This window comes from Chitinophaga agri, assembly GCF_010093065.1.
Lineage (GTDB): Bacteria > Bacteroidota > Bacteroidia > Chitinophagales > Chitinophagaceae > Chitinophaga > Chitinophaga agri.
In genome coordinates, this window is sequence record NZ_CP048113.1 from 3,807,569 (window position 1) to 3,820,700 (window position 13,132).

General features: G+C 45.0%; 12 protein-coding genes. 8 read left to right on the top strand and 4 right to left on the bottom strand.

Annotated elements, in window-relative coordinates; all coding sequences use genetic code 11:
* Positions 1 to 36 precede the first annotated feature (36 nt).
* On the bottom strand, positions 37 to 369 hold the full coding sequence (locus GWR21_RS15150; RefSeq protein ID WP_162332561.1) for a YegP family protein: 333 nt from the start codon (positions 367 to 369) through the stop codon (positions 37 to 39).
* 168 nt (positions 370 to 537) lie between these two features.
* Between GWR21_RS15150 and GWR21_RS15155 the strand changes: the two genes are divergently transcribed.
* The 3 genes from GWR21_RS15155 (at position 538) to GWR21_RS15165 (ending at position 3,905) form a co-directional block, all read left to right on the top strand.
* Positions 538 to 1,848: a cytochrome P460 family protein gene (locus tag GWR21_RS15155; RefSeq protein WP_162332562.1), complete on the top strand. Its 1,311-nt coding sequence runs from the start codon at positions 538 to 540 to the stop codon at positions 1,846 to 1,848.
* Positions 1,849 to 1,963: 115 nt separating this feature from the next.
* Positions 1,964 to 2,839: an NAD(P)-dependent oxidoreductase gene (locus tag GWR21_RS15160; RefSeq protein WP_162332563.1), complete on the top strand. Its 876-nt coding sequence runs from the start codon at positions 1,964 to 1,966 to the stop codon at positions 2,837 to 2,839.
* Between the two features lie 172 nt (positions 2,840 to 3,011).
* A complete protein-coding gene (locus GWR21_RS15165; RefSeq protein WP_162332564.1) occupies positions 3,012 to 3,905 on the top strand; it encodes a glycosyl hydrolase in 894 nt (297 codons plus the stop codon).
* 71 nt (positions 3,906 to 3,976) lie between these two features.
* On the opposite strand, the gene GWR21_RS15170 is transcribed toward GWR21_RS15165, so the two are convergent.
* The gene (locus GWR21_RS15170; RefSeq protein ID WP_162332565.1) at positions 3,977 to 4,399 is read right to left on the bottom strand and encodes a hypothetical protein; all 423 of its coding nucleotides are present in this window, start codon (positions 4,397 to 4,399) and stop codon (positions 3,977 to 3,979) included.
* Between the two features lie 252 nt (positions 4,400 to 4,651).
* On the opposite strand from GWR21_RS15170, the gene GWR21_RS15175 reads away from it, so the two are divergent.
* On the top strand, positions 4,652 to 6,379 hold the full coding sequence (locus GWR21_RS15175; RefSeq protein ID WP_162332566.1) for a hypothetical protein: 1,728 nt from the start codon (positions 4,652 to 4,654) through the stop codon (positions 6,377 to 6,379).
* 141 nt (positions 6,380 to 6,520) lie between these two features.
* Here GWR21_RS15175 and GWR21_RS15180 read toward each other — a convergent pair whose 3' ends face one another.
* A complete protein-coding gene (locus GWR21_RS15180) occupies positions 6,521 to 7,564 on the bottom strand; it encodes an aldo/keto reductase (RefSeq protein ID WP_162332567.1) in 1,044 nt (347 codons plus the stop codon).
* Positions 7,565 to 7,966: 402 nt separating this feature from the next.
* On the opposite strand from GWR21_RS15180, the gene trxA reads away from it, so the two are divergent.
* The 3 genes from trxA to GWR21_RS15195 all read left to right on the top strand — a co-directional run bounded on the left by trxA (position 7,967) and on the right by GWR21_RS15195 (position 10,129).
* Positions 7,967 to 8,263: a thioredoxin gene (gene trxA, locus GWR21_RS15185; RefSeq protein WP_162332568.1), complete on the top strand. Its 297-nt coding sequence runs from the start codon at positions 7,967 to 7,969 to the stop codon at positions 8,261 to 8,263.
* Between the two features lie 83 nt (positions 8,264 to 8,346).
* The gene (locus GWR21_RS15190) at positions 8,347 to 9,153 is read left to right on the top strand and encodes a hypothetical protein (protein ID WP_162332569.1); all 807 of its coding nucleotides are present in this window, start codon (positions 8,347 to 8,349) and stop codon (positions 9,151 to 9,153) included.
* 100 nt (positions 9,154 to 9,253) lie between these two features.
* Positions 9,254 to 10,129, top strand: coding sequence for a lipase family protein (locus GWR21_RS15195; RefSeq protein WP_162332570.1), 876 nt, complete (start codon positions 9,254 to 9,256; stop codon positions 10,127 to 10,129).
* 252 nt (positions 10,130 to 10,381) lie between these two features.
* Here the strand turns inward: GWR21_RS15195 and GWR21_RS15200 are convergent, their stop codons facing one another.
* On the bottom strand, positions 10,382 to 10,918 hold the full coding sequence (locus GWR21_RS15200) for a carboxymuconolactone decarboxylase family protein (protein ID WP_162332571.1): 537 nt from the start codon (positions 10,916 to 10,918) through the stop codon (positions 10,382 to 10,384).
* A gap of 398 nt (positions 10,919 to 11,316) precedes the next feature.
* On the opposite strand from GWR21_RS15200, the gene GWR21_RS15205 reads away from it, so the two are divergent.
* Positions 11,317 to 12,849 carry a TROVE domain-containing protein gene (locus tag GWR21_RS15205; protein WP_162332572.1) on the top strand — a complete coding sequence of 511 codons (1,533 nt, stop codon included), beginning with the start codon at positions 11,317 to 11,319 and terminating at the stop codon, positions 12,847 to 12,849.
* Positions 12,850 to 13,132: the final 283 nt, after the last annotated feature.

Below are 13,132 nucleotides of genomic sequence, written 5' to 3' on the forward strand. Positions count from 1 at the left end.
TATCCGCAACCGCGCCGGTTCCTTCTTACACATCTCTTAAGCTACGGGCTCCACAACCTGGGCCTCCGGCGCATTTTTCTTCACCGACTCGATGCCATTGTCTCTGCCAGCTTCACTGCTGTACATCTGACTGGTACCGATCACCTGCCCGTTACCTGCTTTAAGATTGAAATACGCTCTGCCATCCTTTGCGGTCAGTCGTTCATAACGCGCATCGTTTGGTGCATTCTTCTTTACGGATTCTATCCCGTTGTCACATGCAGCTTTGGTGGTATAGCCTTCGCTGGTCAGAATAGTTTCGCCATTACCGGCATTTAACTTAAAACGGTACTCTCCGTTTGCACTTTGTGTGATGAGAAATTTACTCATGGGGTGGTGTATTTTAGTATGCCCAAATTAATCATTTCCACCTAAACTACCGATTACCTTCAACGGGGATTTTTCCCCTTTCGGCTATTTATTTTCCTCATACAACAAATTAACTGCCTCGTTGGTCTTATTACTGACATCTTTGCTTTTCCAATAAAAGAACAGTATATGCGCAGATCTAAAAAGAAACTGTTGATCATCGGCCTGTTTATTGCCGTGTTAATAGCCATTCAGTTTGTCAGACCGGATATTTCTCATCCGCCCGTTACCGGAGAGATCAAAGCTCCGGCCGAAGTAACAAAGATACTGCAGCGGTCCTGTTATGACTGTCACTCCAATCAGACCCAGCTCAGATGGTTTGACCAGATAGCACCAGCCTCCTGGCTGATAGCACAGCACATCCGGGAAGCCCGTGAGACGCTTAACTTTTCTAACTGGGATAGCCTTTCCACCGGCGATCAGAAAGCGAATCTCTTCCTCTCTGTCAATCAGATCATGTTTAAAGAAATGCCCCTCGGCTCATATACGACCTTTCACCCGGATGCCAGCGTTTCTGACAAGGACCTGCTGACACTGAAAACGTATGTCAACAGCCTGGCCCCGGTAAAGATCTCAGACACCGCCCGTGTGACCGTAGCCAATAAACAGTTCAGTCAATGGACGGCAGGTATACTGCCCTCTACCCGGCAGGTACAACCCGTGCTGAATGGCATCACTTATATTAACGGCTACCGCAACTGGCAGATCGTAAGCATATCTGACCGCTATGATAATGGTACCATGCGGGTGATCCTGGGGAATGATATTGCCATGAAAGCCATCCATGAGCATACCACCAATCCATGGCCTAACGGCACCACCTTTGCCAAGGTAGCCTGGGAACAACTGGTTGATAGTAACAAAATAGCCGGCAGCGGCGAGCTGAAACAGGTCGAATTCATGATCAAGGATGATCAGAAATTTGCTTCCTCAGCTGGCTGGGGCTGGGCCAGATGGAAAGGCAATGACCTGAAACCATATGGTAAAACCCTCACCTTCTCGCAGGAATGTGTGAACTGTCACCACCCGGTAAAACAGGAGGACTATGTATTTACACAACCGCTGACAGATAATGAACGACCGGAAAAGATCACCGGATTACCAAAGCAACAGCTGATCACCACACTCATTGACAAGAACAAACATCAACATAGTGTGTTATATGGCAATGAGATAGCCGTGCAACATGCCAGAAGCGGCGCAGCAGGACCGTATCCCGCAGGCGCTGTACTGACCCTGGCCACCTGGTCACAACAGGATGATGCCCGCTGGTTTGGTGCACTTGTGCCCGGTCATCTGCAATCGGTAGAGGTGGTGAAAGCAGGCCCGGCTATCAGCTATGAAAGTTATCAGGGAGCAGACTGGAAAAAGGTAAGTACAGCAGCGCCGGACAGGGTCAGCTATATTACGCAACTGAAGGCTGCCGTGATTTTTAATTAATGAGACTGCCCCCGGTGGGTGCAATCATCAGGATGAACAGGCTGGTGTCAGTTGCGTACGAGCACCTTTAGCATGATTTTTTCCTAGCTTTATACGGACCATTAAACATCGCCTTATGAATCAATTGAAAATAGGTTGGGCTGGTTTGGGCCATATGGGTATTCCCATGGTAACAAACCTCGTAAAAGCAGGCTTTGACGTCAAAGTGTATAACAGAACGACTTCCAAAGCCATTGAACTAAAGGAAAAACTGGGCGTGAAAGTGGCGCAGTGTCCAAAGCAGCTGACAGAAGATACAGATGTCATCATTACCATGGTGACCGACGATGCTGCTTTGAAGGAGATCTATGAAGGCACAGACGGCATCCTGTCTGTCACCCTGAAGCCGGACATGCTGGCCATAGATATGAGCACTGTCTCTCCGGACACCAGTAAACAGCTGGCGGCATTGTGTGAAGCGGAGGGCATCTGGTACATGGACGCACCGGTATCCGGCAGTGTTAAGCCAGCACAGGACGGACAGCTGATCTTCATGGCCGGTGGACGCGAGGAAGACTTTAACCGCGCTAAGCCCATCTTTGATGTACTGGGGAAGGCTGCACATCTGTTAGGCGAGAATGGCGCAGGAAACTACGCAAAACTGGCCATTAACACCTATCTGGGCATTACCCTCCAGGGATTGTCGGAAGCGGTCCTGTTTGCCCGTAATAATGGTATTACACCAGATCAGTTCCTGCCATTGATCAGTAATGGGCCGATAGCCAGCACTATCTCAACCATGAAATCACAGAACATCATCAACCGCGATTTCACGCCCGCGTTCCAGTTAAGTCTTCTGGCTAAAGATATCAGACTGGCCAAAGGACAGGGCATGGAAACACCCATCGGGAGCGCGCTGCATGATAGTCTGCAGGAGGCGGTCGCCGCAGGATTAGGCACCTCGGACATCATAGCGATCTATCAATATCTTGAAAGTAAATACGCTGAATAAACAGAAAGGCCGGTTCTCACAACCGGCTTTTTTATCCTCCCCACTCGCCATAACACTGTTCCTGGCTTTCAATTTTTCCGCCAACTTTTAAAATGATATTAAAATGTAATATCATTGTACTGTATTACCCAATACAACCATATTCTGAATGCCCAACTTTAAACATCCTGGAATGACCAAACTGACACTCGCACTCTTAATGAGTGCCTCCCTGTTCCTTGCCTCCTGCAGCAAAGACAAAGACACACCAACCGGCGGAAACGGCAATGGCAACGGCAACGAAGGTACGTACCAGAAACCTGCCAATAAAAAAGGCGCAGACTTCAGCACCAACGTAGACTTCGGCACCTGGTACAGTAACGTAGTGAACCTGAAAAGCCACTGGTTCTATACCTGGGGAACAGAAATGCCCGGCAAAACAGTTCCACAGAACTGCGAGTTCGTACCTATGTTCTGGGGCAAAGGCAATGTTACCAAAGAACTGATCGATTCTGTTAAAAAGATGAAAGCAGCCGGTACGGCCAAATATGTATTAGGTTTCAACGAGCCTGACCTGGGAGACCAGTCCAACATGACCGTACAGGAAGCGCTGGACCTCTGGCCACAGCTGGAAAGCATTGGCTTACCACTGGGTAGCCCTGCTGCTGCATGGCCTGAACAGGCATGGATCTATGAGTTCCTCGACAAAGCGATTCAGCAAAAACGCCGCGTGGATTTCATCTGTGTACACATGTACGTGGGAACGGATGATGTACACTTCGTGAATACCTTACAGAAGCTGTATGATAAATACCACCTGCCGATCTGGATCACTGAGTTTGCGACTGCAGACCACAATGCAACTACCATCGACGGTAATATGTACAGACCGGAACAGGTACTTGCCTTCATGCAACGCCTGTTACCTAAACTGGAGGAACTGCCATACGTACATCGTTATTCCTGGTTCTCCAGCTCCGTGACCAGTACCCGGTTATGGCCATCCTCACTGATAGCTGCTGATGGTAAGCTCACGACGTTAGGTCAGTGGTACGCCAACTACAAGCCTAATCTGCAGGTAAAATAACTGACATACTAAACAAAAAGAGCCGGATAACCGGCTCTTTTTGTTTATCAGACATTGTCTTCGTACTGAGATCAAGTGCAGGGTATAGTGTCAAACACTTTACTCCCTCTGCCCTCCTGACATTTCCAGCATTCCTGTATACCAGTCACCTGCCACATACCGTCCTTCTGCTGTAAAGTAAGGATGAACATCTCTCCTTCTACTGCATCATCCGGCAACCCTTCATTCCTCAAATACACGGTCGCCTCATGTATGGCTGGCCCCACATTCTTCGTTTTCACCTGAACGGTACGGCTCCTGGCCCCGGATACCGGTTGAAAATACCGCTCAGCGATCTTACCGGGTTCGTTTACCCAGGCTTCCTGCTTCGCAGCGCCTTCAGCTATCAAGGCATTCAGCTTATCAACGCTGAGCTGTTTGCTATGCCTGAAAGCAGGCGTCTCACAGGCATATAACAAAGTCAGTATAGCGGCAAATACCAGGAGTTGTTTCATAGCGCAATTTGTTTCTCTAATATTGCTCTTTTTCCGCTAACTTCTAATAAAACTTTGGCAGCGGGTTCAATGTAAGGTTACCACGTTAACAACTATTCTAATAAGGCACAAATAATGACTTGCTGGAAAATATCTATCAAATCATTTATTTTAACATATCTCGTCCTATATTGCTCAACGGTTTGAACAATATACATCGAAATAATTACACGCAAGCAGCACCCTATACTATATTATTATATATAATCAAAAATGAAAAGTTTAAGTTTTTTACTGGTCGGCATTAGCCTTTGTTTTACTTGTTTTGCTCAGACGCCAACTATTAAATGGGGAGAAGAATTTAAGTTACATAAAGGGAGTGGTAACCCAGAAATAATATCTGTCGACAAATCTGGCGCCTATCTACAGGAAAGACATCAAGCGATAGTTAGATATTGTTTATTAATTACGACTGCCCGCGAATGCGCTGGTCTTATAAAAATGGACAAGAATTTAAAAGAGGTATACCGGAAAGATTTCTATAAAGAGTTGAAAGGAAAGCAATTCAGACAGTTCTTCACATTGCAAGATAAAATGTTTCTTATCTCATCTGCCTACAACCGTCCTAACAAGACAGATATCATTTATGCCGCTGCAATCAACAAAAGCACCGGAGAACTAACAGAAGAACTGAAAGAAGTAGCCAGCTTACAAAAAGACCAAAAGAGTGATATCATCGATTTCAAAATCACCTACAATGCAGATAGCACCAACATTGTAATGGTGAGTACCATAAGAGGAAAAGAAAGAAACGAATACAAAGTGCAGAAATTTGACAAAAACTTTAAACCAAGCGGCAACCCTGTAGTGCTGACAAATGAGTTTGAAGCTAAAAAATACCAGCTTCAGGATTTACTATACCTAAGCAATAATAAAATCCTACTCGTAGGACGGGTGTATGAATATGCACAAGATAAAAATCAGAAATCGAAGTCCCTTCATTTCATCAATTATAATATACGCTTGTATAATGACAAAGGAGAGCAACAGTCGGAGATTAATACCACTTTCAACGGAAAATGGCTCAACAGCACCAAACTGGTGCATGAAAAGAATAAAGATCTTGTGCTGGCTGCATTCTACAGCAATAGTGAGAAAAGTGGAACGATCAATGGTATGCTGGTACAACGGATCAATATAAATGATGGATCGGTCATCTCCACCAGTAATAAAGAAATCAATAACTCCCTTATAACTGCAAACAATGATGATGATAAAGATGGTGATGACGACAAAGACAATAAAAGAAAAGAAAGAGAGAACCGGAACAAACCGAAAAACGAATCAGCGTTATTCTCAAAATATATGCAGTTCAGGAATATTTTTTATACCGCTGACAATGGATTGGTTATTCTTGCCGAACCATACCATCATTATGTAACATCTATATATATTCCAGGTGCGCCTAGTGTTGTCGGTGGCGGTACATCAGGCACCTTCACTTCGACCTACCATTACCTTTCCGGTGATCTGATGATGTGTAAAATCAATGATAATGGTAATATCGCCTGGATGGAGATTGTGCCGAAAGACCAACGGGAAACAACGTCTACACCGAGTACTATTAATTCCGGTTCTGAATATAACTATTCCGGATATTTCGAGTCAGAAGACAGACCTTGTTATTCCGGGTTTGGCGCGATGCAAATAAACGGTAATATTAAGGTCATATTTAATGATAGCCCTCAAAACATCAACGTCACACACGCAGGTCTGAAAACAAAAAAAGTCATTACCTACGATGATTCCGACTGCTATTTACTCAGTATCGATGCAATCTCCGGTAAAGTTGAAAGAAAAAAATTCTTCTCCAATAACAATACGCCTATCGTGATGCCTCATTTAGCGTCTATCATCAACAATGAAATGTATGTCGTAGGCAAAACCAACTTTATATGGAGCAAAAGTAAACTTGCGGTAGCGAAGATTACTGTGAGGTAATATTTGCGCTCACGAATTACAAAGAGGTCGTATCCAAAATAATTTGACCGATTTGAGAACTCCTTCATAAAGTTTCTCTTATTACGTATTCGAATAAACAGGACAATATTATTTTTGATACAACCTCTTTTAGCACATCTGCTAATAAAACTTTGGCAGCGGGTTCAATGTCAGGTTACCACGCTGATGCCAGTACGGATAGATGGTCGGCGCATCGCTGGCAGCGTCCAGCCTTTTCACCTGTTCTACCGTAAGGTTCCAGCCTACAGCTGCCAGGTTCTGTTTCAGCTGCTCTTCATTCCTTGCGCCGATGATCACACTGGAGACCGTCGGTCTTTGCAGCAGCCAGTTAAGTGCTATTTGGGCTACACGCTTGCCTGTTTCTGCAGCTATTTCATCCAGCACATCTACTACTTTATACAATAATTCGTCAGGTACTGCGAATGATGGTACAGGACTACCTCCCTGGGCTACACGGCTATCGGCAGGGAAAGGCTGATCACGGCGGTATTTACCACCCAGCATACCCGATGCCAGCGGGCTCCATACCAGTGCCCCTACTTTCTGGTCAATGCCCAGTGGCATGAGTTCCCACTCATACTCTCTGTTCACCAGGGAATAATACACCTGATGAGCTACATACCTGTTCCATCCATATCTCTCTGACACTGACAGCGACTTCATCAAATGCCAGCCGGAGAAGTTAGAGGCGGCGATATAACGGATCTTGCCGCTCTGTACCAGGTCATCCAGTCCGCGTAATACCTCCTCCACAGGCGTATTACCATCAAAGCCATGCATATGATAAATGTCTATGTAATCAGTATTCAGCCTTCTGAGACTTGCTTCGACATTTTTGATCAGCTGAGAACGCCCCGACCCCTGGTAATTGGCGCCGGATGCATTACTCATGGGAAAAGTAGACTTAGTGGAGATTAACACCTTATCACGCTGGCCGGCGATGGCCTTTCCCAGGATCTCTTCAGAGAGACCATCGGAATATATATCTGCTGTATCAAATAAATTAACGCCGGCATCGAGGCACAGATTGATCATACGTGTCGCCTCTTCTACCTGTGTACTGCCCCATGCTTTAAAAAACTCGCCACTTCCTCCAAAGGTCGCCGTTCCAAAGGTTAATACCGGCACCTGCAATCCTGATCCTCCTAAAAATCTGTATTCCATTGTTTTCACGTTAAATATTAAAGAATTAGATAGCCAGGCAAAGATCGGGAATTGCACATTCCGATTACCTGTACTTTTTACATATATATCTGTAGATATTAAGGAAACCAGTCACATAAGACCCTCCTTCAGTATACCATCGTTTATTTTTTGTTCAGGTAGGCTTTCTCTTACGTTTCTCCTACGTTTTAAAACGTAAGAGAAACGTAAGAGAAAGCCTACTTAAACGAAGCTTGTCTTAATACAGAAAAACTTTACAGTTCTACTGTGGAAGATCAGGATTGACTTTACAACTATTGCTAATTCCAGTTTAGACTTACACGCCGAGACTGCCACAACTACAGTTCCCGGCACTTTTGCATATTATTTGTGATGTAACTGGTATACCAACAGTTATAAATCATGGCAACATTTTCAGAGATCATAAATAGTGACAAACCGGTATTAGTGGATTTCTTTGCTACCTGGTGCGGACCCTGTAAAATGCAGGCGCCTATACTGGATCAGCTGAAACAGAAAGTAGGCGATACGGCCACTATCCTGAAGATAGATGTGGATAAAAATCCCGCTGCGGCGAATGCATATAATGTACAGGGTGTACCTACGCTCATCCTTTTCAAACAGGGTAAGATCGTATGGCGCCAATCTGGCGTGGTACCAGTGAACAACCTGGAACAGATTGTCAGGCAGAACGCCTGAGCCGTCGAGTAACAAAGAATGCTGCAATATGAAGTATAACATATATTTTTATATATCTTAGTGCTTCACATTGTAGCATTTCAATGAAAGAAATTTACGCAACCCTAAGCCAGATCGGTCAGTATACCAACCCCTTCGCTATTATTTCCGGTGCTGTTCTCTATGGTATAACAGCTTTAATACTGACAATCATTGTCTTGATCATTTTCCGGAAAAAAATACGGGTGCCCCGCAGGCACAAAGCCCTGAAAGTACTCGCATACAGCTATTTTATCCTACTACCGTTACTGTCAGGTTTCCTCTGGGCCAAATGGGGCTTCTTCAAAAGCCTTCGAAAAGACATCAAGGCGCATACGGAAGTGTATATCAAACAGATACCTCCCTCATTCGACACAAGTATCTCCGGGGCAGTACACACCTATATGCAGGATAACAAGGCAACGCTGTCCACCATGTCCACCGACCAGCTGATAGATGTACTGGCGGACGTGATCTATACACAGTACTACAGCACCCTTTCCAGTCAGGAGACTGCCAAACAGGTGAGTAACACCTTCTTTTCCTGGGTATTGAAACTGACCAAGGGAAAAGGTATGGCACAGCTGATCAAACACAACATTCACAAGATCCTGAAAGAGAAACTGGGATTAGATGAGGAAGTCAGCAAAGAACTGATGGCCTCCCGCATTGAAGAAGTAGTAAGAATGGGACTATTTGCGAAAATAGCCCTCATTCAGGCCGACCATTTCCTGAAAGGCATACAGAAAGGCGTACTGATCCTCTTCTGTATTTTAATGGCCGTTCCCCTGGCAGAGGTCCTGATCGCTCATTACCTGCTAAAAAAGAAACCACCTGTGCCCCAGGCTAAACCTGTTATGACCCAGGTTTAACCACTTATGACCCTAAAAGCGTGTTTCATGCCATTTCCCAGCTGCTGACATGGATATGCCGGTACCTTTGCTGCATATTCACTGATTAACAGAACGGGTTATGGTAAAGTCCACACAGACCATTGCACTGAAATATGCTCATTTTATAGATGCCGCCTACCAGGTGACGGAACAGAGTCCGCTACAGGAGGAATATCCATATTTTCCGTTAGGTTATTCACTTGTCTATAACATTCACAGAAAGGAAAGTAAAAAGGGGAAAACGTCGCTGATATACAGTGGTTTTCTGGCTAAAAGTATCTTTTCACCGGATGCACCTACTACTTATGTGCTGGCATTGCGCGGTTCCGATGATTTTCTGAGCTGGGCAGAGACGCTGGACACCCTGCCAGCCCCTGGGCCATTCGGGAATAACAGTGGCAATGTTGTATCCGGATTCCTGGATATGTTTAACAGTATGACTTTCTCAGAGCCCGGACAGGTAAAGCCGAAAGGGTTATTGAAATATATCAGATATAGTATCAACTACACCGACATGCAGTCGGAAGATGATACACAGCCTATGGTTTGTGCCGGGCATAGTCTGGGCGCTGCAATGGCAACCTTATTCGCCGCGGGAGACGCCTACACGCTGCATCCATGCCGCTTGTATACCTTCGGTTCCCCCTGCGTGGGCGACGCGGCCTTTGTTTCGTTTCACAATTCGCTGATCACGACCAGCGAGCGCTATTACAATCTGCCCGATCTTATCCCTACACTGTTAGATGCATTTGGTTATGACCACGTGCACACAGGAATACCCCTTGATTCTCTGGGGTATCCCTCCCTCAGCTGGTTGCCGGATTGTACACATTCCCTCAGAACATACATGTACCTGCTCGGTGCCGATACCTCGGTACTGGGCGCGAATTGCCTTATCTCCGATATAGACGATGACGTCATGATTAAGAAATTAAGCTTCAGAAGAAGATATTAGTTCACTATGGTTATGTTAATCAGGAAGTAAAGCCGCTTCGTTTATACGAGGGGGCCTTTTTCTTTTAATGGAATTGTACGGAAACGGAAAAACCGCACCTCCTCATTGTCCCGGTAAAGTCCCAGCTTCTATGTAGTTTGGCCGTCGCTAGTTCGTCGCTTGTTCGTCGCTTGTTATACCCGTCCAGGCCCGGAGACTTTTACCCAAAAAAGGAGATGCGGTTGTCTGATATCTATGATTAAGGCAAGTTACTTATGACAATGCAGGTGCTGGAGGGAAATCAACAGGCACATTTGTAATACCGTGCAGATAGTTAGTGATCATCTTATCACCGATCAGCACTACGATATCTACCAGATTTTCGGTTGTATAACCGGCATCAAAGAACTGATCTACCAATGCGGCTTCAGGCTTACCGTTATTTTCTACTGCACTCTTCACCAATGTAGCAATAGCATTCAGTTTAGGATCGAAAGAAGCGCCGCCCTTGCGGATCTCAATGATCTGCTCATCAGAGAATCCGTTCAGTTTACCAATATAAGTATGTGCCGCCAGACAGTATTCACACTCATTCACCTGGCTAACTACCAGATTCACTACTTCTTTCTCTTTTGGTTTCAGAGAAGTTTTTGCACCCTGTAATGCAAGGTATGTACCCAGTGCATTTTCAGAATGTGCCATCGTAGCGTACAGGTTAGGCACTTTGCCGATACCTTTTTTCAGATTGTCAAACAGTACCTGGTTGTTAGCACTTACTTCTTCTCTGGTAGGAACATTGAACGTTTTCATTTTTTTATGATTTGATATGTGTGTGTTCGTCGTTATTGACAATGTAAAATTGCATCAAAAGCAGACCGTAAAAAATGGATAGTATTCTCCATGTCTTGTACATTTTTCCCCTACCGGATCATGGCTGGGATATAACTATCCCTTCAGTAACGGATAAATGAAGTTATTATAAGAGGATTATAATGGAATAAGGGATCGTTCATGCACCTACCTATACATATATATAGGAAGAATAGTACACTAAACAGATGATAATCAACTCAATGAAAAAATACGCTGTATTGTAACCCTGCCCGGCGCCGGTTTTTTTTCATAAAAACGGAAAATAATTTTGTCCTGCGCAAAAAAAGTGCGCACATGGCTTTCAACTTTGTATCATCAAACAAAAACAAACGGTCATGAGATTCAACATCCTTAAAAAAGCAGCACAGGTAACCAATCACGGTGGCGCAAAAGCATACGCGCTGACACCGGAACTGGAGCTGTACAGCACTGTGGTGACAGCTTCTCTTAACGACCAGTTTTATGAAAAGGCCGACACAAAGCTGGAACGTATCAGAGAGCTGATTGCTAAAAACGATCCTCAATTCGTCGCAAAGCTTGCCGTATACACGCGTGAAAAGATGTACATGCGTACAGTGCCGCTGGTATTGACAGTAGAACTTGCGAAACTGCATCAAGGCGACGACCTGGTAGGAAAGCTGACAGGTCGTGTGATACAGCGTGCAGATGAAATCACTGAGTTACTGGCATACTACACCCTGGCAAATGACAGAGGTGAAACAGTGAAGAAGCTTAATCGCCTGAGTAAGCAAATACAAAAGGGACTGGTCACTGCGTTCAACAAATTTGACGAATATCAGTTTGCAAAATACAACCGTAAAACCGCTATCACCCTGAAAGATGCGCTGTTCATTGTGCATCCGAAAGCAAAGGATGAGACACAGCAGGCATTATTCAACAAGATAGTGAACAACGAGTTATCAACACCTTACACATGGGAAACTGAGTTGTCAGCGGCCGGACAATACACATACAAGGATGAACTGCAAAAGGCAGAAGCATTCAAAGCGGTGTGGACACAACTGATAGAAAGCGGAAAACTGGGTTACATGGCAGCATTACGTAACCTGCGCAATATGCTGCAATATGGTGTAACAGCTGCGTATATGCTAAAGGTGGCGCGTATGCTGTCAGACAGAGAAGCGATCATGAAGGCGAAGCAATTTCCTTTCCGTTATCTGGCTGCATACAGAGAGATAAAAGATTTAAAGCACAGCTGTTTGCCTGATATCAGAAATGCCATTGAGGCAGCCCTGCAAACCAGTGTTTCCACCCTGAAAGGATTTGATAGTGACACCCGTGTGGTGATCGCATGTGACGTATCAGGTTCCATGCAACAACCGATCTCTCCAAAGAGCAAAGTGTTGCTGTATGATATCGGTCTGCTATTGGGTATGCTGTTAAAGCACAGATGTAAAAACGTAGTCTCCGGTATGTTTGGTGACACCTGGAAAATAGTTGATATGTCTTCGGATAAGATCTTAAGTAACGTAGACGAATTCTACCGCAGGGAAGGGGAAGTGGGTTACGCCACCAACGGATTCCTGGTACTGGAAGATCTGATCAAAAGAAAACAGGTTGCTGATAAGATCATGCTGTTCACTGACGGGCAGTTGTGGGATAGTACGACCAACAACAATGCCGCAGCGAACGCTATATCAGCAAAATGGACATGGTATAAGCAGCATGTAGCGCCTGATGCGAAGCTGTATCTGTTCAATCTGGCGGGTTACAATACGGTACCGCTGGACGTACGTCAGGACGATGTTTACCTCATTGCGGGATGGAGTGATAAGATCTTCGGAATACTGGATGCGATTGAAAGAGGAAGCGACGCCGTTACTGAGATAGCCGGCCTTTCTTTCTAAGGATTCATTTTTTGTTCACCTCATTTTTACATCCCTCCAAAAGGGAGGGATGTTTTTAAAATATTGCAGGACCAAGGTGTCGTTGATAAGTCTTACTTCGTAGGGAATACGAGTGTGCGGGTGCAATTCCCGCTCCGCTGCCGGCGGATGGCGTAATCAGTAGCGCGCGTATATAGAAAGGGCTTATTATTTATTACCCGGCAACGGTCCTGTATGCATAACAGCTACAAGTGTCGTAGAAAGGTGTTACTTCTCTGTCAGGAAAACAAGCACACACTTTTCG

Excerpts from the sequence above, each read along its gene's own strand:
- GWR21_RS15175 (WP_162332566.1), top strand. The coding sequence starts at position 4,652 with ATGAAAAGTTTAAGTTTTTTACTGGTCGGCATTAGCCTTTGTTTTACT.
- GWR21_RS15195 (WP_162332570.1), top strand. The coding sequence starts at position 9,254 with ATGGTAAAGTCCACACAGACCATTGCACTGAAATATGCTCATTTTATA.
- trxA (WP_162332568.1), top strand. The coding sequence starts at position 7,967 with ATGGCAACATTTTCAGAGATCATAAATAGTGACAAACCGGTATTAGTG.
- GWR21_RS15200 (WP_162332571.1), bottom strand. The coding sequence starts at position 10,918 with ATGAAAACGTTCAATGTTCCTACCAGAGAAGAAGTAAGTGCTAACAAC.
- GWR21_RS15160 (WP_162332563.1), top strand. The coding sequence starts at position 1,964 with ATGAATCAATTGAAAATAGGTTGGGCTGGTTTGGGCCATATGGGTATT.
- GWR21_RS15170 (WP_162332565.1), bottom strand. The coding sequence starts at position 4,399 with ATGAAACAACTCCTGGTATTTGCCGCTATACTGACTTTGTTATATGCC.
- GWR21_RS15155 (WP_162332562.1), top strand. The coding sequence starts at position 538 with ATGCGCAGATCTAAAAAGAAACTGTTGATCATCGGCCTGTTTATTGCC.
- GWR21_RS15190 (WP_162332569.1), top strand. The coding sequence starts at position 8,347 with ATGAAAGAAATTTACGCAACCCTAAGCCAGATCGGTCAGTATACCAAC.
- GWR21_RS15150 (WP_162332561.1), bottom strand. The coding sequence starts at position 369 with ATGAGTAAATTTCTCATCACACAAAGTGCAAACGGAGAGTACCGTTTT.
- GWR21_RS15165 (WP_162332564.1), top strand. The coding sequence starts at position 3,012 with ATGACCAAACTGACACTCGCACTCTTAATGAGTGCCTCCCTGTTCCTT.
- GWR21_RS15205 (WP_162332572.1), top strand. The coding sequence starts at position 11,317 with ATGAGATTCAACATCCTTAAAAAAGCAGCACAGGTAACCAATCACGGT.
- GWR21_RS15180 (WP_162332567.1), bottom strand. The coding sequence starts at position 7,564 with ATGGAATACAGATTTTTAGGAGGATCAGGATTGCAGGTGCCGGTATTA.